The sequence below is a fragment of the Heliorestis convoluta genome, assembly GCF_009649955.1.
GTDB lineage: Bacteria > Bacillota > Desulfitobacteriia > Heliobacteriales > Heliobacteriaceae > Heliorestis > Heliorestis convoluta.
On sequence record NZ_CP045875.1, the window covers coordinates 1835554 to 1854391 of the forward strand.

Sequence of the window (18838 nt, forward strand, 5' to 3'; positions counted from 1 at the left end):
TTAAGAAATGATTTTTCATGAAATCTTCTAACTAAAAAAGGAACCATCATTATTTTAACAGATTACTCCAGAGAAAACGTGTCACCTTAAGACGTGTCTATTCACGAAAGCCAACTCTTTTTCGACTTAACCGACTTTCAAGCTCCATTAATGCGGCATCAACATGCTCTTTTTCGATGATGATTTGTGAATTTGTTGTCATATTCTTCGTGATTTCAACTTGATGATTGATAGCATTTTTTAAGATCATCGTTGACAATTCTATGGCCATTGCACCTGTTAAAGTAAGATTCTCTGGTAATACGCTTTCAAAAGAAGGAAAATGTCGTTCAAAACTACCGAGTTTGCGATGAAGCAGTTGGGCAATGTTGTTGACGCATAATTCACCCATATAGATTCGAGCATCAATCCGACCCGGACGTTCGACAATGGCTTTCTCTACTCTTTCAAGGCGGTTTGTTGTTAGAATAACGAGTACACCATCATTTTCTTCCAAGCCGTCCAAATGACTCATCAATGTAGCTAAGGTATATCCATTGCCGTGAAAGGTTTCTCTATCTACAGCATACAAATCAACATCTTCAAGAATGATAATGCAAGGTCTTCCTAAGCGAGCCAACCGGAAGATGCGGTCAATATCTTTGGTGTTAGTCACATCACCAGCCTTAACCCAGATGACCGTTTCTTTCATGGTGCTAACCAATATTTTACTTAACATGGTTTTGCCTGTGCCAGGTGGACCGTGTAGAACAACACCACGTTTAAAGGGCAAGCCAGCACGGCGATAGATTTCTTCCATATTAAAAAAATGAAAAATCTCTTTCTCAATTTGCTGCCTCGTTGTGGATTCTAAGACAATGTCATCTAGAGTAACTTTCTCGGCCAAGCGAATGATTTTTTGATCGCCTGTAAATTTTCCGCCTTTGATATCGCCACCTTCAAAAAGCATTTTTTCAAAGCGATAATCAAAAAGGTTCTGGATGGACTCAATGTCTTGAGTTCGTGCAAAAACAGATATACTATGCTCGACGTGACGTCCATTGTTTTGTTTGGTAATGCCCACAGCAAAGACGAGACCGTTTTTTTCATAAATTTTATAGCTGTTCATGGCAATATAACGATGAACATCTTCTGTGACTTCCACACGATGACGTTCGGGACGTTCAAAGCGATCGTGATGAAATTCGGCTTTTCCACGATAGGAAAATGATTCGAACAAGCTATCAATCGCTTCGCCAACTGTAATGAGCAGATTGTCTGACAAATACATAACTCTTAATCGTGTTGCTTCACCAAGGTAGTCTAACAAATGCTCCATTGAAATAAATTCATGGGGCATTTCTGCTTTCATAACATGATAAATTTCTAGAATCATCTTTTTAACTTCTTCTTCATGTCGGTCAGGGTAGGAGAGGAGAAGTCGACTTTTATGTGTGAGAGACCGTTCCGTACCAGCGCCGATGATAAAATGAAAGATAACTTGATTCCCTTTTGTCATTTTTCCTTTTAATGTATGAGGTATCAGGATTTTTTTCTGCATCATTAATTCGCTTCGTGCCGGTTCAAAGGAGCAATGAAGTTGATGATGCAAGGCTAGCCTGTTTAAGGTACTTTCTATAATGGTCATTTCATAGTCCGTCAAGGGGAGAATTACTTCCTTGAATTGTGTTGACTCTTTGCGTAGTGCTTTCAATTAAAACACCTCCAAAAAATTTTATTCAATTATCAAAGAAGATTTTCTGTAATCAGTATAAGACAGACAGAAAAAGAAAACATGTCACGTGGTGACATGTTTTAAAATCGTGTTTAGAGGAAAATATTAAGTAGATAACAAATTATTAGAATCTGAACTTCCGAATTATTCATGGATATGTTATGATAACACTAACAAAGCCGTTCTTATGCTAGTAAAAAAGTAGAAGTAGAGACGGCTTTTTTGTTAGTCAAGATATTTTAAAAAATATAAAAGAATTGCAAAAAGATAGTTGATCCTGCCGTTTTACATTTGTTGGTTCTGCATTGTGGCTTTGTGTATTTATAAACTTAAAACTTAGTGAATCATATTATACAAAGTAAAAATCCCATTGCGTCCTATTTAAATTTAATTAAATAGCGCAATGGGATTTTTACTTTATTAATGCAGGTTCTTTTATCCAAACTCCAAGATAACAACCTTGCTCAAATACTGTTGAAACAATTAATTGCCAAAACTTTTTTGTTAATGTAATATCATCTTCCTTTGAATCTATATGATTTTTGAAAGCTTCTAAGATAGTTATTCCATTATAATTAAAATTAGGAGTATTAATTGGTTTCAGATTAATTTTTAAAAAGTGTCCAAAAATATTCTCAGTTAAAATAATTTTACCAAAAGAACATTTTTCCGTGTCAGTATTAAATGCTTGACAAGGAACAAAGCTAAACATTTCATTCACGGGGTTATCATAAGTAGCTCCTTTGTAAATAATAAATTTTTTTTCAGTATCTGTTATAAAATATTGTCCATTTTTTTTATTTAATCTTTCAAAAATTTTTTCTAAAACTACATTTTTAAATATTTGATATTTTTCATCACTAAATTTATTAAATTGAGGATAATCACTTTTGTTGATGTGTATAGTATTATCTCCAACAACAAAAACAGTATCTAGTTCCATGTAAACTGTTTCTTTGTTAAAAACTTTACCAGGGGTACCAAACAAAATAATATCACCTTTTTGAAGTCGAATCATTTCTCCGCGTTGTTTGCAATTAGTATAGAAAAAATTATCTCCAAAAACATATGGATCTGTATTTTGAAGATAAACACCTGATTCTTTTTTTATCTTATATACATGATGTAAATATTTTGGGCGCTTAGAATTCCGTATAATACTAATGATATTATCTTTTATACTATCATTAGTATAATTAATAGTCTCGAAAGTAGTAGCAGGTTCCCATTCACCCCAAAAAGTGATATCTCCTAATAAAGGTGGTTTGTTTAACGAAGAAATATATTTTCCATAGGCCTTCATAAATTTTCTATAATGCTCACCATCATTCCAAGGCATATATCTATTATTTATTGCTTGGGATAAATTAAAAGTATGATAATCATTATTGCTTTTTTCCTTCATTGGAATAAAATTTTTTAAATGTTCACCACCACTATGACCAAACAATACAATTCTAGGCAAGACTCAATACACCTCCATCTTTCTTAAGGAATCTTGAATAAATTCATTTGTCATAGCACCAAAAGGTGTTCCTCTCATATTTCTACCATTATAAATATAAATATCATTATATTTATACTTTCTAACAAAGCCGTTACTTTGATTTTCAAAAGATACGACAGCATCTTCTTTCGATCTTATATTAAATAGTGACTTTAAACTGCTAGAACTAATTGAGGCCATAATAATACTAGGATTTAAATATTCTATAAGATCGTTTAACAATGGTTGAAAATCTTCTATTAAGCTATCCTTAATACTATTATTAATCTTTCCCCATTTTTCTTGTGTTGCTAACGGACATAAATCTATATGTAATGCATAATTTGAGTACCTATAATCACCTGTTTTACCACCATACGTTGAATTAATATAATTTAAAGGTGTTTCTAATCTGCGAAACCAACTATTATATGGTTCATCTTCAAAATATTTATTTAATGTCTCAACATATATTAATTTATCTTCATTACTTAGACTATTTTTAAAGTATATCTCGGCACCTCTCTTAAAGCGAATAAAACTATATGGATCATCTTTATTTAGTTTAAACTCGTCATTAGATGGATTAATAGCTAAAGTAACTACTTTTTTATGACTATTTTTATATTTCGAATAATTTCCAAACCATAAAATTGGGATACTTGGTTTCACTATAAAAGCGTTATCCTTACCCCTATATTTTACATATAAATACCAACTTTTTTCAATTATTGAATTCAATTGACTGTCCACAAAATTCCTCCTCTTTACTAACTACTCCCTATACTTACCCGCCATAGCCTCAGCAATTTCTCTCAATCGCTCTCGAAAAGACAGCGGTTCCAACACTTCAATGAGAGCTCCCCAGCGCAGAACCCAACTGATCATACCTTCCCAGGTATCTACGTTAAAAGTTGCAGTAACGGAACCATCGATGTTATCTTCCAGTTGTTGCGAATGATGGTACTGAATATTACGAAGATCTTCAGCAGCCGTACCTTCTGCATGGATTCGAACAGTTATTGTTTTTCCAGAGCGGTTTATCATGGCTGACCAAGTATTTTCCAAATGCTGAACCAGTGAAAAATTTTCAGGATAGACAAAAGGCTCGTTGGATACTTCTAAATCTTTCATACGATCGAGTCGAAAAATCCGCTCTTCTTTTTTGTTCAGACAATAAGCAACAAGATACCATCGTTCGTCTCGATTAAAAAGTCCCAGGGGATGAATTCGTCTTATTCTATTGTTATAGCGAATTCTCATGATGAGCTCTTGTCCCAGTGCTTTTGTGCAGAGATCTAATTTTGAGGAAATATCACTGCTATTTTTTTGTTGAGGCTCAAAGTATAGAATTCGTTTTTTCATTTTTTCCGTGTACTCATTAAACTTTTGAATTTGCAAAAGATGATAAAGCATCCAGCCATTTTCATTTCGTTCTTGACTTTTGGCCATCGGTCTTTTTTCCATTCTTTCAAGCATTAAAGAAAGCCAGAATAAGCGTTGTTCATTCATGTGAGCAAGAAAAGGTGGCTCTAAAAGAAATCGGCGAGGATTACTCTTAGATTGACGTCCCGGACCGGGTGAATGGAAAGTTACACCTGCTTCTTCTGATATTTCTTTAAGTTCTTTAATCATACGTTGAACTTGTCTTGAATCGACTTGACAGTTCTCATCAAAAAAATCTTCAAATGTCATGCCGCCTTCCGGAAAGCTATGAAACAGTTGAAACATCATTCTCGCCATCCGCTTACTTGGTGAATCCTTAAGCCGGCCTCTTTTTTGTTTTGCTTGATCCATCTTGACCTCCCTCAAAAAGTACGGAAGACTTTTTACACAGTATGGCTTTGTACAATAGGGAGAGAATTATGTAATGTTCGGTATTGTCAATGCAAAAGCTTTTCCTTGGGCAAGATGCTCTGGCTTTATAGAAGGCCATTCGTAACGATGGCCAAGGCCTGAGATATCTACTAAACTTCTGCATTGCATCGGAAAGATTTGTTCTGGCTTCTTCATCAATAGGGGTAACCACTCGGCCAAGGGCAAAGCCAATAAAGTATCTTGATTTTTACAAAAGTTTATCTCTTTGAGATTTGTTAAGTTATCTCCCGTCATCACAATAATGACGGGAAAAGAGCTTCCGTCTTTCAACATAAGAAATCCAAAAGTCCGAAGGGATAAGATTTTTCCTTTGCTTTCTTCTTTACAGATGATAGGATTTTTTCTTTTTTTGAATAAAAAATCACGTGCAGATTTTTCATCAGGACAGGAAGCAATACTACTTGGCGATGAAAATAGATGTCTCTTTTTTTCTTCAAATCCCCAGTGTAAAAAGTAGGAATCATAGTTGCTTCTCATCTGATGAAAGCCTGGGAATAGGATTTGACTCATCTGAGCTTTGACTTCGCCATCTTGAAGTTCAGCAATCAATTCAGTGATAGGCTTTTGGCGATATAACTCAGATAAGCTGATTAAACCGTGAAACGCCTGCTGCTTAATTGCCTCAAGATTTTCTTGATTTGATACATCGCTTCCTCCAACATGAGGGTTTATAGAAGAACTACTCTCTAAAAGTTGCTCTTCTTCAAGGGAGCCTATTTCATCAAAAAAACCTTCTAACCCACCCTCTGGTCCGATGGCTTTTGCGTATTTCACAGCCAAGTCCTCAACATAGTCATAGGCAACATCTAAATTGCATGATGGACATAGCGGTGGACGATGGTTCTCACCCATCGGATAGTGGACCGTTGGTTCCTTACAAACAGAACAATGGTAACTATAATGATCAAGCAGATAGTTGCCCCAAAAAATAAAGGGATGTTCACTGTGTTTTGCTTTCTCAACAATAGAGATGTAAGTAGGATCTGACATAGTAGTAACAGCGACGGTAGAGCGGTCTTCTAATAGCAGAATTCGGTCGGGAGAGCTCTCTCGCTTTTTGGAATGATAGATAAGCAAGCTATAGACAGACCCATTGCGTTCTACTTTGCTAATAGATTTTCCAGGAATCAACCAGGAGAAATAAGCCAAAAAACCCCCTCCTTATTAAAAGTAACTTACTTTTTTAGTTAACCAGCCATGCTCTGTTGGACACAACCAGAGATGAAAAATGGGTGACAAGCGAAACGTCCCCGTGCTACATGACCGAAACTCAGTCACAACCAGCAAGATGTACCTGGGTCAGGCGTTATGACTTCCTGGAGAGAGGACTTCAGACCTCAGCCATCGGCAGCTTGCTGCCGCTCATGGCGTGGGATGAGTCCGTTCGGAAGGAAATCATAACGCCTGACCCCACCACAGGGTAGCTATTTTCGTGTTAGCTTTACAAGTCCAACGCACTCTTTTCCGCATTATACCATCAAAGATATTGCTTACGGAACCATTATATAACAAATAGACATAGGAAACATGTCACAGTATGACAGCGTTTCACTTTCTCATAAATTTTTCAATAAAAATTAATTTCTTAGCAGGAATACCTTGAACAAAGTCGAACTTGTACAAAGTCAAAGAAACATATACAGCCGAGATCATTTCGTAGGGGGCTCTATGAATCAACTAGGCCATTTCAAGCAACAAATTCAGACCATCAATAATAAAACGAACATGGAAATCTTTCAAACTGGATTGCTGTGGCAGAAAGTAGAAGTTATTGATGATGCTATCCTTCTAATTACTCGCAACAAAAGAGTGCCTGCACTACAAGCTTTAGATCAAAAAGATAGAATAACGACTCGACTGATTGATCAGGCCTTATTAGAAGAATATAAAGAAAGGCTCAAAAAAGCCTTGGTTGAACAATTAGGGATTGATTTTGTAACAATCTTCAAAGACTATGATCCTGATACAGAAATATCGGTCACAATTATTATAAAAAAAGGGAAATTAACTCAAAACCTCAGAGGTTGAGGGAGCTATTATAGAGCCCAATAAAGCCGCTGGAACAAGATAAGTATTGTTTTTTTCAATACTTATTATTGTGCTGGCGGTTTTTACTTTTTTTATCTTGCAAACTACAGGGAAAGGAGGTGGTATTGACGGTTATTGGACAATCAGGCTGGAACAGCTTTATGTGATGTAATGGTTATTACATTTCACATCTTGTTCTTGTGGTTTTTTTTACTATTCATTCATCACCCAAGTAAATATATTTATAAAAAAAAGGAGAACTCAACAAATGAACTATGAAGCAAAATTAAAAACTTTAGGATTAGAATTGCCGGAGGCCCCTAAGCCTGTTGCTGCCTATATTCCAGCTGTAAAAATTGGTGACTATGTATATACATCTGGACAGATTCCACTCTTGAACGGCGAGTTGAAGTACAAAGGCAAAGTAGGATCTGACATTACTGAAGAAGAGGCCTATCAAGCTGCCAAGTTATGTGCTTTAAATTGTTTAAGCGTAATCAAGTCTCTGATTGGCACGCTTGATAACATTGAGCAAATTGTCAAGCTCACTGGATTTGTTGCCAGCAGTGCTGACTATAATATGCAGCCGAAAGTAATCAATGGCGCTTCGGAACTATTGGGAGAAGTATTTGGCGAAAAAGGATTCCATGCTCGATCGGCTGTTGGTGTCAACGAGTTACCACTGAATGCAACGTGCGAAGTTGAGATGATCGTGAAAATTAAAGCAGACTAACTAAGGATCTAGCAAGATAATCAAAGTTTGATTTCGCTGCAGAAAGTCCTTTTTAGCTTTTTGCAGCAGAATCAAGATTCAACGAAGAACAATGAATCAACGAACCATATATCAACGCTAATAATCCTACATTACCGGAGGGCTCGTATTGACGAACGTTTTATCTCGAGTTACCGACGCCTTAGATGTGGAAACTTTTTTGACATGCGAAAGTGAAGAGCAAGGTAAAAGCTTAGCTTTGCAAATGATGAAAAATCTAGGATTTGAAGATATTGATCTTCTTTTCATTGAGTTTATGGGTTTCGGAGCAAGAGTTAGAGTCAGAGCATACTTGCATCGCTCGGGAGATCAATATGGATGGCTCTTTACAGGAACGGATGGTGAAAAGTCGTGACGAAAAAAGTACTTTTATCACCTCTTGATCCTGTTCACGATATTGGGTTAAAAATGATTAAGCTTGGTTTAGGAAAAGCAGGGATTGAAACAAAACTGCTGCCGCCCGATTCTCCACCTGAGGAAATCATTAAGCTTTGCTTGGAGGAAGATTTTGACACCTTGCTATTAGGTAGAACCCTTGGCTATGGTGTCGCTGAACTCTTGTCTCGCTTTATTGATCTTGCAGATGCTTCAGGAATGAGAGACAAGGTAAAAATCGGGATTGGTGGCATGGCGATAAGACCAGAAATTGCTGCAGAACTGGGCTATGACGCAGGCTTTGGACCAGGAACCTCGGTAGAAGAAGTTGTTGCTTTTGTGCAAGACATAGAATATGAGCCCCCATCCAAAGAGATCATTAAGGAAAAAAAGGATATAACTACGAACTATAGTTATCAATACAATCATCATAAAATTGGCCTACTTCTGCAAGAAATAAGCCAGCAGATTATAAATTGGGCAGAAAATAGAACTTCTATCGGCGTAGAAAGAGCGCAGTTACGGGATCAAGAGTGGGATTATGAAAAGTTTTTACACAATGAGGAAAACGAAGCATTTTATAAGCATTACAGAGAACTCTGTGATGACATACCGCAGCAGTATTATCTAAAAGGAAAAATTCATCCAAAAACGAGAGAACTGACGAAGCAAGAGCTTACCAGCTTTAATTCTTATATCGACGCAGTGAAAGAAAAGATTGTGCTGAAAAAGCTCCAGTTCAACCCCAATGACCCTGTTGTATGGAATCAATATGGTACAGGCTGCCCTTTTATGGACATTGCCCATATTAAGGTGAGTGAAGCTTGGGGCGCTGATGGTGTCGTACATTTTGATCCATCTTGGGGAGCAAGAACGGAAGGTTTTCTAGGTGGTAACGTAACACATGCAGAAGATGGTACCGTCATTACTCCACATAACCTATCTAGAATTCGTCAAGCCTTAGAAAGGTCTACATTATGGCAAGTCAGAGCCCATCGCGGACTGAATACAGCAGAGACTGTCGTTTTAGCGGGAAAAATAGGCGCCGATTTAACGAAAATCAATATATGCTACGGTTCTCTCGCTGCAGGAACTGATCCAGCTCGGTTAACAATAGATGGTTATCACGCTATAAAATACGCTGCCAAATATAACATGCCTTTTGATATTGTTACGAATGAAGAATTAACAGGTGTACCCGCCTATAAAGCTTTTGCTGGCATGTTAATCGTCGCTGATCTAGCCGTTCGATTGGGAGCGAGACCTATCTTACAGCCTTTGTTTGCCTATTCACCAGAAGTTATGATAGGTGGACAAATGGAAGACAATTATGTAGATTTTAATGTTGCAAAAATTATGGCTTTGCGGGAGATTATCCATGCTCCCATATGGCCTGGCGCTCCCATTGGCTTCCTTACGCAGAGTGAAGATCGCGTCCAATCTTCATTAAGTACTTCATTGCATGCCATGTTAGCAAAAAGTTTAAATATCGATGCCATATCTATCGCCTCGGCAGATGAAGCGTATTCAGGTGGACCGATCAGTGTTCCTTCCAAGATAGATACACTTCGTGGCGTTCAAGAAGCTTTTCGCTTTTTAGGAAAAGCAAAGATTGAAGCGAATCCTAGAGCGGTACAATGGAAAGAAGAACTCGTTGTGGGAATAGAAAAGGTACTACAAGACGTTGCGAATAAGAATGATTTTGTAGAAGCCCTATATTCAGGTCTCTTAGGAAGCAAAGAAGATGGTGCTTTTCCTGGAAGAGCCGGACAAAATACGGTTCGGATTAAGAAAGCATGAAACCAATTGTTGTAGGAATTGCTGGTACTGCGAAAAACACTGGTAAAACAACTACAACCTCAGCCTTGCTAGAAGAAATTCAGAAGAACGATGATATAACCTTGGGTTTAACCAGCATTGGTTATGATGGTGAAGATATTGACAACATTACAGGCCTTCCAAAACCGAAAATTGAAGCATGGCCTGGCGTCATCGTAGCCATTTCTGAAAAATGCTTGGAAAACAGCAGCGCGAAAGTCAAAACCCTCCTTCGAACCAACATTTCAACACCCTTGGGTAAAATACTAATCGCTGTGGTCAAGGAAAAAGGAAAGCTATTACTGGCTGGCCCCAATAAAAGCAAGGACTTGGCGCAGGTTATCAATATTTTTCATCAACTGCAAGTCAACCTTACCTTGGTTGATGGAGCTTTAAATAGGATAGCCCCCATGGTTGAAGTAGACGGAATTATTTTGGCAACAGGCGCTGCTAAAAACAGAGACATTCAACAATTGATCCAGGAAACGCAACAAATTGTAGATATTCTAAATTTCCCGATTATGAATCCGACGAACCCCAGCCTCGTAAACTATGTATTAGATGAAAAAGGTGCAGATAAAGTTCTAGAAGCTTTCAAGTATCATGATGCACTCTATATTCAAGGTATAATTGGTGAAAAGTATTTTAATTACTTTGCAGATCACTATACCTCGAGTGCTGGAAAGCAGCTCCTTTTTTCTGATGCTATCAAACTTTTGCTTTCTGGAGAGATATCGAATGTTTGGAATATTCTAGGCAAACTAAAAAAGCTTGACCTAAAAGTAGGAGTCAAGAAAAGCGTAGATATTCTTGCAGTGACTGTTAACCCCTACTATCCTCTCTATCGTTTTTCAACAAATGATTACCAGGCTTGCTATGTTGATAAAGATAGGTTATTAGACGAATTTACGAATAAATTAACCATTCCTGCTTACGATGTTGTCGTTGATGGCGGTCATAAGCTTTTTAGACAAATTCTTTCTTATAGCAAGTAAACGTGTCAAGGGGACGTTTCGCTTGCCATCCTCTCTTTCATAAAGATCAAGGCGATTGTTTTACAGCTAAAACAATCGCTTTTTTGTGCTTAAGACTATATGTTCCGGAGAAGTTATAGTAAAATATAGACAAAATTGGAATACAAAGAGCTTGGTAATACAATAGAAAATCAATTTCTACTGATGTCTAGCCAGATTAAAGGTGAAGCAGCACAGGCTATAGAAGCAATAAAATTAGCCTAAAGCCCGATTCACGGGCTGTATTGCCTTTGTGTTTGCTGTACTTGGGAAGGTGAACAGAATAAAGGACTAAGCGAGGGTATTATGTGAGCAACTTTATTATCATAATTGTTTGTTTGGGTCTAGGCATTTTGCTTAGGAGAACGAATGTTTTTCCAGTCAATGCGGATAAGAGTATTAACCAATTTATCATTTACATCAGTTTACCTGCTATGATTCTATATCATCTGCCGCAAGTCACCTTTGACTCTAGCTCTGTTATTCCGATAGCTACTTCTTGGATGGTCTTTGCGGGTTCTTACCTTTTCTTTTCATTTTTAGCATGGCTTAAGTCATGGCCTGAAAAAGTAACAGTATGTCTAATTATTACTGCAGGGTTAGGCAATACATCTTTTATAGGGTTTCCGGTCATTGAAACGTTGGTAGGCTCAGAAGGCTTGCAGTATGCTATTATGGCCGACCAACCAGGGACTTTTTTGATTTTAACTACGGTAGGCTTGTTTCTTATAAAAAAAGCGACTCAATCATCTTCTAGTATTATCGATACTATCAAAGGGCTTTTTTTGTTCCCGCCATTTATGGCCTTTATAGTTGGCTTGATGATTAACTACTTTGGTATAGTTATGCCAGAAGCGCTATCATTAGCCTTACTTGGTATAGCAGGCACTGTTTCACCTTTGGCTCTTTTTAGTGTTGGCTTGCAGTTAAAATGGCCGAAACAACATATTTATTTGCCTTTTCTCTCTTTCGGTTTGCTGTATAAGTTGATACTAGCCCCATTGTTGACTTTACTCGTATGGTACGTTTTGGCTGGAAAAACAGGCATGGAAGTTACTGTTTCTATATTAGAAGCGGCTATGGCGCCCATGATCACTGCGGCAATTATTGTTGCTACCTATAAGATAAAAAGTAATTTGGCCACCATGATGATTGGAATCGGTATTCCACTTTCTATTTTTAGTTTGGCTATTTGGTATTATGTGCTTACGCTATTAGGGCTTTTGTAACGCTCAAAACCATCTAGAAAATTTAAAATAAATTAGATAGAATAGTAAAGGTATAGATCGACGAAAGGAGTACGTTAATGAACAAGAAAATCTTTGTAGTATTTACAGTCGTAGCGTTCCTACTTTTACTTTTTGGAACAGGTTGTGAAGGCCAAAAAGCTGATGCAGTTGTGGAAGAACCTGTTGCTTCGGACGTTACAGCCCATGTAGAAGAGGATCAGGTTACTGTTTCATGGGGTGAAAAACCAACCGGTGGTTATAGCATCTCTATTGTAGACGTAACTTGCCAAGCAGGAACACTTACAGTTTCCTATGAGCTGACGAGTCCAAAACCAGGCGATTTTGTTACAGAAGCTATAACGTATCCTGAAGATTCCGCGCCCCTTCCCGATGATTGCACCGATTTCACAGAAATTGTCTTAGTGAACGTTTCGAAATAAAGCCTTAACAAGAAACTCCTGAATCAACAATCTTTTACTAATTGTTGATTCAGGAGTTTTTTTCATAAAGAAGTCCTTTTAACGGATTGATTCAACAAAGAAGGAACTGACGTTTCTATAGCTTGATTAATAATATAAATCACATTCTAAGGTCAAATGGTAGAACCAAACAGTAAAGAGAGTACAGAGGTGTAGGAAAAAATTAAGATTTACACATAAAGTATGTAAGATTTACTGGCTATGATATAGACAAATGATAAAACCAAGAAAAAGTGATTAGAAGATTGGAGATAAAGGGGGAAGTAGCAATGAAAAAAATCACTGTACAATTTGATACAGTGACCAAAAAGATAGGCAAAAAAAATATTATTGATGGGATTTCCTTCACCATTGCACCAGGCGAGGTTTTTGGCTTGTTAGGGCCAAACGGTGCTGGTAAGACGACCGCATTGCGAATGTTGACAGGGTTGATGAAACCAACGGAAGGCGAGATTCGTATATGTGGTTATAGCATTCAAAAAGATTTTGAAAAAGCAATTCAACATGTAGGAGCTATCATAGAAAACCCTGACTTATATATGTACCTGACAGGTTATCAGAACTTGATTCATTTTGCCCGGATGTCTGGGAACGTGGATAAAAAGCGAATTGAGAATATAATTACGCTTGTGGGGCTCGGAGAAGCGATTCATGACAAGGTAAAAACGTATTCTTTGGGCATGCGTCAACGTCTCGGTCTTGCCCAAGCCTTGCTTCATCAGCCTGCTTTGCTCGTACTCGATGAACCGACGAATGGACTCGATCCAGCAGGAATTCGGGAACTACGTCAATACTTGCAAAAAGTAGCTCATGAAGAAGGTGTTACTGTCTTCGTATCAAGTCATCTACTTGCGGAAATGGAACTGCTCTGTGACCGCATTGCCATTATTCAAAAAGGAAAGATAGTGCAGGTTCAAAAAGTAGAAAGCTTTGTACAAAACAGCACTTTAGAAGATCGTTTTCTAGAAGTAACGACGATGAATCAGAAAGGATGATCCCTATGCTTTCCTTGCGTCAAAGCCTAGCTTTGGTACAAAATGAGAATATGAAAATATATGCGCGCCCAACCACCTGGTTGATGATAGGGTTATTGCTGCTTCTGATTCCAGTTACAGCCTTACTCTTACCATTAGCCACAGGAATAACACAGGACTTCTGGTCTTTTCTATTTTCCTCAGCGCAGATTGGTGCCATGGTTACCTTGCCTGCTATTGTAATTGCAGGGAACCTTGTGGCCGGAGAGTTTGCCAATGGCACGATTAAACTATTGTTGATTCGTCCAGTAAGTCGCGGCAAAATCTTAGGGGCTAAATATATAGCACTCTTGCTTTTTATCATTCTGGTCGTAGCTCTACTGTTCATTGCATCTATGGTTACAGCCCTTATCTTTTTCGAAGTACCTCTCGTTACAAACCTAGTTGAAGCTACCATGATACAAGAAAATCTAAACAGACTTATCGATTTATACCTTTATAGCACTGTAGAAACGGTGATGATGGCTACCTTGGCTTTTATGCTGTCAACACTCTTTAGAAGCAATTCTCTAGCCATCGGCCTCTCTTACCTTTTACTTTTTACGGGCCCGGGATTGATGATGCTATTACAGAATTTTGAATGGTCTAAGTACCTTCTTTTTGCCAACACCAATCTACGCTTGATTGCAGAAGGAATAGCGCCTGTAGAAGGGATGACTGTATCCTTTGCCTTGACCATCTTGCTACTCTACTTTATTCTCTTTCAAGCGCTAGCTTGGTACAGCTTCGTAAAAAGAGATGTTTAGGATCGTCACCTTTCGTGGAACGATTTTATCGAAGGCGGTTAGAAAAGGAGAGTATTCAAATATGAAAAAGATACTCATAGTCGATGATGAACAAGAAATCGTTGAATTGCTCAGTGATTACCTGAGCTTAGAGGGCTACTCAATTCTAACAGCCTATGATGGGCAATCGGCACTGCAAAAAGCGAAGCAAGCAAAACCAGACTTGGCTATTTTAGATATTATGATGCCAGAGCTTGACGGTTTTGAAGTCTGCCGTATTTTACGGAAGGATAGCAATATCCCTATTCTAATCATTAGTGCTCGTCAAGAAGAAAGCGATAAAGTACTCGGTCTTGGCCTAGGCGCTGATGATTATCTTGTTAAACCTTTTAGCCCTCGTGAAGTCGTAGCACGAGTAAAAGCACTGTTGCGTCGAGCCACAGTGCTTTCAGGTGTTCCACAGAAACAGGATATATTACGCTTCTCTGGATTGGAAATCTATGTGAAAGAGTATCGGGTTTTGAGACAGGGTACAGAAGTCTCTTTGCAAGCCAAAGAATTTGAACTGCTACGGTTACTAGCAGAGCACCCTAGACAAGTTTTTACGAAAGATCAACTGCTAGATCGAATCTGGGGTGGCGATTACTTTGGCGACTCGAATGCTTTGTCAGTCTACATAAGAAGACTGCGTGAAAAAATAGAAGAAAATCCTGCGCAGCCTCGCTATATTAAAACAGTGTGGGGAGTAGGTTATAAGTTCGAAGGTGAGTCTTCATGAAATCATGGCATCCGGGGATTCGATTTAAGCTTTTCTTAATTTTTCTTTTGGCCGTCATGGTGCCTTTGCTAGCTTGATTGGCTCTTTCTTTATTTTAATGAGTCAGGAAAAGTTAGAATCGCCCGATGATGTACGGTCCTATCTCTATGCAGAAAAGCTAGGCGGGCTCTTGGTAGAAGAATATAAGCAGAAAGATTCTTTAGAGGAAGCATCTCGTTCTGTACTAGAACGAACTGAAATACCTACGGAAGTCCGCTTAGAGGTACTTAATGAAGAGGGAATCGTTCTTTTTGATAATTTTGGTCTTCGCGAAGGTGAAAAAGTTGATGTTATGGAGATGGCCCAACTTTTTGTATTATCGAAAGAAAACGAACCTTTGGAAGAACGGATGAACTATCATATCGTTCCCTTGATAATAGAAGGAAAAGAGATAGGGCTATTCATCTTGTCCTATCCTGTGACTATAATTCTAGAGCCTCTCTATCGCAACATGGTAGTAACTTTTTTGATAGCTCTTTTTTCAGCCCTTGTCGTTTTTCTTCTCTTAGCCCTCTTCCTGTCACAATGGCTTTTAAGACCTTTGCAAGAAATGGTCACAGCGACAGAAAAAATTGCTGGTGGTGATTACGAAAGTCGACTTACCATTCAAAGTGGCGATGAACTAGGTCGCTTAGCAACTGCTTTTAACGAAATGACGGAAAAGCTTTATCAATCTAGAAAGAGGGAAAAGGAACTAGAGCAATTAAGGCGTGATCTTGTAGCAAACGTTTCCCACGATCTTCGTACACCACTTGCTTCTATCCGAGGGTACGTGGAAGGACTATTAGATGGCATGGCCGATGATGCCGAGAAAAGAAAGCGCTATTTACAGGTCATTTATGATAAAGCCTTAATCTTACAAAGGTTGATACATGATCTTTTTGAACTATCTCGATTAGAACGAGGCATTTTGGCAATGGAAAAAGTGAAAGTCCCGGCGTCAGAAATGCTACAAGAGCTGGCTGAAAAATATAGCCATGATGCAGAACTTGTAGGCATAACTTTTCAAGTAGAAATTGAGCCTCACTTACCAACCCTATTCGTCGATCCGATTCGAGTTGAACAAGTTTTAACCAATTTACTGCAAAACGCCTTTCGTCACGCTAGCGCTGTTACTTTACGAGCTACCTTGGAAGAGCAAAAAATCAAAATTTCAGTGGAAGACAACGGTGAAGGTATCGCAAGCTCTCAATTGCCTTATATATTTGACCGTTTTTATAGCGGAGAAAAATCAAGATCGAGACAAAGAAACGGTACAGGACTGGGCTTAGCGATTTCCAAAGAAATCGTTTCAGCCCACGACGGAACAATCTGGGCTGAAAGCGAAGTAGGAAAAGGTTCTACTTTCTCTTTCTTTCTACCGGTTTATCGCTGATATGTGATTAACCCCGGACCAGCCACCCATAATCTTGCCGACAATCGATTATATAGTCAACGTACACCTTTTGATCTTTGATCTGATACAAAATCAGATACCATTTTTCTACGAACATTTTGTGATATTTATTCGGCGGAATAAATTCTGCTTCCAGAAAGGGAAAACGTTCTGGCATTATATGTAGAGAACGGATAGCATTTATTAAATCGTTTTTTACCTTGTGAGCGGCATCAGGGCTTTTAAGTGCCAAAAAACGAATATGGCCCGCCAACATCTGACGGGCACGGTCTGAAACAATCACCTTATATTGAGGTTTCTTTTCCATGTTCCACCTCATCAATAATACCTTCAAGGTATTTGTCCAGTTCATCGGGTGTTACTCCTGTGCGTCCCGCCAAACGGTCTTCTTCAACAGACAGCAGTTCCTCCCTCAATTTCAACATTTTTTCACGGCGGGCAAAAGCCTCTATATCCATAACCACTAGATCACCCTCGCCGTTTTTTGTAAGGTAGACAGGTTCACCGGTGGACTTGCACAAGGCAGCAATTTCATTATAATTCTGCCGAATGCTCGCAGATGGTTTGATTTGCATTGTATCCGCTCCTCGTAGTAATATTCTACCTATATTTTAACTCTATCCCACCATGAGTTCAAGAGCGCACGAAAGAGTCCGATCTTTCCTTTAGATCATGAATCTCTCGAAAGGAAAGCCGCTTACTGGTTCTGTGTGTTAGACTGGCCTGTGGGAGTACTTACTGAAGTGGGTACCCTATTTCGAGATTCGCGATCTACTCTGATTCATATATAAACAATATTGACAAGCAAGATGATAGAAAATATACTTCTGCTCAGCTACAAAAGATAGGGGAGTATACAATGGCAGAAGTGAGCAAAAGGTTGCAGCATTTTGGCGAGTCTGTAATTCGAAGAATGACACGAGTCGCTCAAACTTATGGCGCCATCAACTTATCTCAAGGATTCCCTGATTTTGATCCACCCCAGCAGTTGTTAGAGTCTTTGCATAGAGTGTCTTATGAAGGGCCTCATCAGTATGCAATCACTTGGGGAGCACCGAATTTTCGAGAAGCGTTGGCTCGTAAACAATCACGCTTTATGAATCTACCGATCGATCCAGAGAAAAATATTGTAGTAACCTGCGGCAGTACGGAGGCCATGATGGTTGCCATGATGACAATCTGCGATCCTGGAGACAAGGTCATCGTTTTTTCACCTTTTTATGAAAACTATGTAGCTGATACAATCTTAACGGGAGCTGAACCAATTTACGTCCCTTTACGTCCACCTACCTATAACTTTGATGAGGCCGAACTTCGTCGCGCCTTTGAACAAAAACCGAAAGCCTTGATACTTTGCAATCCTGCCAATCCAAGTGGAAAAGTCTTTAGCCTTGAAGAACTGCAATTGATCGCGAAATTTGCGGAAGAATTTGATACTTTTGTGATTACCGATGAAGTGTATGAGCATATTGTCTATGGGCCCTATGTGCACACATATTTTGCTTCCCTTCCTGGGATGTTTCAGCGAACCCTTTCTTGTAGTTCCCTTTCCAAAACATATTCGATCACGGGCTGGCGTCTTGGCTATGTGATTGCGCCACCTCACTTGATTGATGGTGCACGCAAAATCCATGATTTTCTAACCGTTGGCGCTGCTGCACCTTTGCAGGAAGCAGCTGTGACAGCACTTAATTTTCCTGACGACTATTACCAAGATCTAACGCTGCAATATCAAGAAAAGCGCGATACTTTTCTTCAATATTTAAACGCTTTAGGGTTGAACTACACGAACCCTCAAGGTGCCTATTACGTCATGGTAGATATAACGCCTTTTGGCTATCAAGACGACAATAGATTTTGCGAGTGGATGGCCCAGGAAATCGGTGTTGCCGCTGTGCCAGGGTCAAGCTTCTTTCGCGAGCCCATTCATCAATGGATTCGATTGAATTTTGCCAAACGCAAGGAAACATTAGATGCGGCGGGACGACGGTTGCTTCGGTTAAAGGAGTTTGGTTGAAAACTCAAGAAATTGAGAAGGTAGCACAACGCAGCAATCTTCTTAAAGAAATGCTAT

At 38.7% G+C, this 18838-nt stretch carries 19 protein-coding genes; 12 read left to right on the plus strand and 7 right to left on the minus strand.

The features are described 5' to 3' along the window. Window positions 1-97: 97 nt before the first annotated feature. From FTV88_RS08760 to FTV88_RS08780, 5 genes are all read right to left on the minus strand, one after another. Window positions 98-1693, minus strand: coding sequence for an AAA family ATPase (locus FTV88_RS08760; protein WP_153725285.1), 1596 nt, complete (start codon window positions 1691-1693; stop codon window positions 98-100). A gap of 433 nt (window positions 1694-2126) precedes the next feature. After that, window positions 2127-3179: a hypothetical protein gene (locus FTV88_RS08765; protein ID WP_243137068.1), complete on the minus strand. Its 1053-nt coding sequence runs from the start codon at window positions 3177-3179 to the stop codon at window positions 2127-2129. 3 nt (window positions 3180-3182) lie between these two features. Continuing rightward, complete coding sequence (locus FTV88_RS15880; protein ID WP_243137069.1) at window positions 3183-3953, minus strand: hypothetical protein; 771 nt, start codon at window positions 3951-3953, stop codon at window positions 3183-3185. 21 nt (window positions 3954-3974) lie between these two features. Further along, complete coding sequence (locus FTV88_RS08775; protein ID WP_153725286.1) at window positions 3975-4997, minus strand: helix-turn-helix transcriptional regulator; 1023 nt, start codon at window positions 4995-4997, stop codon at window positions 3975-3977. A gap of 66 nt (window positions 4998-5063) precedes the next feature. Next, a complete protein-coding gene (locus tag FTV88_RS08780; protein WP_153725287.1) occupies window positions 5064-6227 on the minus strand; it encodes a hypothetical protein in 1164 nt (387 codons plus the stop codon). 450 nt (window positions 6228-6677) lie between these two features. Between FTV88_RS08780 and FTV88_RS08785 the strand changes: the two genes are divergently transcribed. From FTV88_RS08785 to FTV88_RS08835, 11 genes are all read left to right on the plus strand, one after another. Beyond that, window positions 6678-7106, plus strand: a complete 429-nt coding sequence (locus FTV88_RS08785; RefSeq protein WP_153725288.1) for a Na-translocating system protein MpsC family protein — start codon at window positions 6678-6680, stop codon at window positions 7104-7106. 268 nt (window positions 7107-7374) lie between these two features. Further along, complete coding sequence (locus FTV88_RS08790; protein ID WP_153725289.1) at window positions 7375-7839, plus strand: RidA family protein; 465 nt, start codon at window positions 7375-7377, stop codon at window positions 7837-7839. Window positions 7840-7987: 148 nt separating this feature from the next. After that, a complete protein-coding gene (locus tag FTV88_RS08795) occupies window positions 7988-8233 on the plus strand; it encodes a hypothetical protein (RefSeq protein WP_153725290.1) in 246 nt (81 codons plus the stop codon). Continuing rightward, window positions 8230-10053, plus strand: a complete 1824-nt coding sequence (locus FTV88_RS08800) for a cobalamin B12-binding domain-containing protein (protein WP_243137070.1) — start codon at window positions 8230-8232, stop codon at window positions 10051-10053. Before FTV88_RS08795 ends, FTV88_RS08800 begins: the two co-directional genes overlap by 4 nt. Beyond that, window positions 10050-11066 (plus strand): lysine 5,6-aminomutase reactivase subunit KamB, encoded by a 1017-nt coding sequence (kamB, locus tag FTV88_RS08805; protein ID WP_153725291.1) that lies wholly within the window; start codon window positions 10050-10052, stop codon window positions 11064-11066. Before FTV88_RS08800 ends, kamB begins: the two co-directional genes overlap by 4 nt. 326 nt (window positions 11067-11392) lie before the next feature. Further along, the gene (locus tag FTV88_RS08810; RefSeq protein WP_153725292.1) at window positions 11393-12313 is read left to right on the plus strand and encodes an AEC family transporter; all 921 of its coding nucleotides are present in this window, start codon (window positions 11393-11395) and stop codon (window positions 12311-12313) included. A 77-nt stretch (window positions 12314-12390) separates the two neighbouring features. Beyond that, window positions 12391-12753, plus strand: a complete 363-nt coding sequence (locus FTV88_RS08815) for a protease complex subunit PrcB family protein (RefSeq protein WP_153725293.1) — start codon at window positions 12391-12393, stop codon at window positions 12751-12753. A gap of 308 nt (window positions 12754-13061) precedes the next feature. Next, on the plus strand, window positions 13062-13787 hold the full coding sequence (locus FTV88_RS08820; RefSeq protein ID WP_153725294.1) for an ABC transporter ATP-binding protein: 726 nt from the start codon (window positions 13062-13064) through the stop codon (window positions 13785-13787). 5 nt (window positions 13788-13792) lie between these two features. Then, window positions 13793-14572 carry an ABC transporter permease gene (locus FTV88_RS08825; protein WP_162007968.1) on the plus strand — a complete coding sequence of 260 codons (780 nt, stop codon included), beginning with the start codon at window positions 13793-13795 and terminating at the stop codon, window positions 14570-14572. A gap of 61 nt (window positions 14573-14633) precedes the next feature. Then, entirely contained in the window at window positions 14634-15329 is a 696-nt protein-coding gene (locus tag FTV88_RS08830) for a response regulator transcription factor (protein WP_153725296.1), read from the plus strand. A 73-nt stretch (window positions 15330-15402) separates the two neighbouring features. Next, window positions 15403-16743: a sensor histidine kinase gene (locus FTV88_RS08835; protein WP_153725297.1), complete on the plus strand. Its 1341-nt coding sequence runs from the start codon at window positions 15403-15405 to the stop codon at window positions 16741-16743. Window positions 16744-16750: 7 nt separating this feature from the next. On the opposite strand, the gene FTV88_RS08840 is transcribed toward FTV88_RS08835, so the two are convergent. Together FTV88_RS08840 and FTV88_RS08845 are read right to left on the minus strand one after the other, a co-directional pair. Further along, window positions 16751-17071, minus strand: coding sequence for a type II toxin-antitoxin system RelE/ParE family toxin (locus tag FTV88_RS08840; RefSeq protein ID WP_153725298.1), 321 nt, complete (start codon window positions 17069-17071; stop codon window positions 16751-16753). Continuing rightward, window positions 17049-17339, minus strand: coding sequence for a type II toxin-antitoxin system Phd/YefM family antitoxin (locus tag FTV88_RS08845; RefSeq protein ID WP_153725299.1), 291 nt, complete (start codon window positions 17337-17339; stop codon window positions 17049-17051). Before FTV88_RS08845 ends, FTV88_RS08840 begins: the two co-directional genes overlap by 23 nt. Window positions 17340-17623: 284 nt before the next feature. Between FTV88_RS08845 and FTV88_RS08850 the strand changes: the two genes are divergently transcribed. Continuing rightward, complete coding sequence (locus tag FTV88_RS08850) at window positions 17624-18781, plus strand: pyridoxal phosphate-dependent aminotransferase (RefSeq protein ID WP_153725300.1); 1158 nt, start codon at window positions 17624-17626, stop codon at window positions 18779-18781. The last annotated feature ends 57 nt before the right edge of the window (window positions 18782-18838 follow it).

Coding starts and splice junctions, on each gene's coding strand:
- FTV88_RS08825 (WP_162007968.1), top strand. CDS start 13,793: ATGCTTTCCTTGCGTCAAAGCCTAGCTTTGGTACAAAATGAGAATATG.
- FTV88_RS08775 (WP_153725286.1), bottom strand. CDS start 4,997: ATGGATCAAGCAAAACAAAAAAGAGGCCGGCTTAAGGATTCACCAAGT.
- kamB (WP_153725291.1), top strand. CDS start 10,050: ATGAAACCAATTGTTGTAGGAATTGCTGGTACTGCGAAAAACACTGGT.
- FTV88_RS08820 (WP_153725294.1), top strand. CDS start 13,062: ATGAAAAAAATCACTGTACAATTTGATACAGTGACCAAAAAGATAGGC.
- FTV88_RS08840 (WP_153725298.1), bottom strand. CDS start 17,071: ATGGAAAAGAAACCTCAATATAAGGTGATTGTTTCAGACCGTGCCCGT.
- FTV88_RS08850 (WP_153725300.1), top strand. CDS start 17,624: ATGGCAGAAGTGAGCAAAAGGTTGCAGCATTTTGGCGAGTCTGTAATT.
- FTV88_RS08830 (WP_153725296.1), top strand. CDS start 14,634: ATGAAAAAGATACTCATAGTCGATGATGAACAAGAAATCGTTGAATTG.
- FTV88_RS08845 (WP_153725299.1), bottom strand. CDS start 17,339: ATGCAAATCAAACCATCTGCGAGCATTCGGCAGAATTATAATGAAATT.
- FTV88_RS08790 (WP_153725289.1), top strand. CDS start 7,375: ATGAACTATGAAGCAAAATTAAAAACTTTAGGATTAGAATTGCCGGAG.
- FTV88_RS08815 (WP_153725293.1), top strand. CDS start 12,391: ATGAACAAGAAAATCTTTGTAGTATTTACAGTCGTAGCGTTCCTACTT.